The following is a 658-nucleotide window of genomic DNA, read 5'->3' on the forward strand; positions in this document are numbered from 1 at the left end:
GGGTCGAGGAAGCGGTCAGTGGCCGTGGAGGTCTTCTCCGGTGGGTGGGACCGAGTTTTTTTCTACGACATGGAGGACACCATGAAGAAGGGCATGACCCCGGAGTCTGTGGAGCAGATGGCGCAGCAGATTCAGCAGGCCGGCGAGGATGTTCAGCAGGCGTTCCAGCAGATTGCTTCGCGAGTGTCGGAGTTTGATTGGACCGGTGAGGACCGGGATCGTTTCGTGTCCGAGTTCACCGATACTCTCGGTGCGCTTGCGCAGCAGGTGACTCAGCAGTGTGGCGAGTTCTCTGAGCGTGGGACGCAGAACGCTGCGGCGCAGCGCGAGGCTTCTGCCTGATCTTCGGATCTTCAGTTTCTTTTCTTCGTATGTTTTGACGCTCCGGGATGGGGCGAAAGGGGTAGGTCATGGCTTTCAAGGGTATGAATCCGGAAGAGGGTCGCGAGGTTGCGCAGGGCGTGAGTGAGGCGGGTCAGCAGATTCTTGAGCTGATCAACGGTGCCACCAACCTGGTGAACTCGGTGGAGTGGGTCGGTCCGGACTACGACACGTATCTCGAGGAGTGGAACAGCTTCGTGAGTGGGCCGGTGGGTGACCTGGTCAATGGTCTGGTGGATAAGGGTTCGCAGCTCAACACGCATGCTGAGCAGCAGGA

Annotated in this window: 2 protein-coding genes; both read left to right on the forward strand. The window is 59.1% G+C overall.

The window, feature by feature from the left end:
* A partial coding sequence (locus ABD893_RS17055) for a hypothetical protein (RefSeq protein ID WP_345083229.1) occupies positions 1 to 342 on the forward strand: 342 nt, incomplete at its 5' end.
* A 68-nt stretch (positions 343 to 410) separates the two neighbouring features.
* The coding region (locus ABD893_RS17060) for a WXG100 family type VII secretion target (RefSeq protein WP_345083231.1) at positions 411 to 658 on the forward strand (248 nt) is incomplete at its 3' end.

The organism is Brachybacterium paraconglomeratum (assembly GCF_039541415.1).
GTDB classification, from domain to species: Bacteria; Actinomycetota; Actinomycetes; order Actinomycetales; family Dermabacteraceae; genus Brachybacterium; species Brachybacterium paraconglomeratum_A.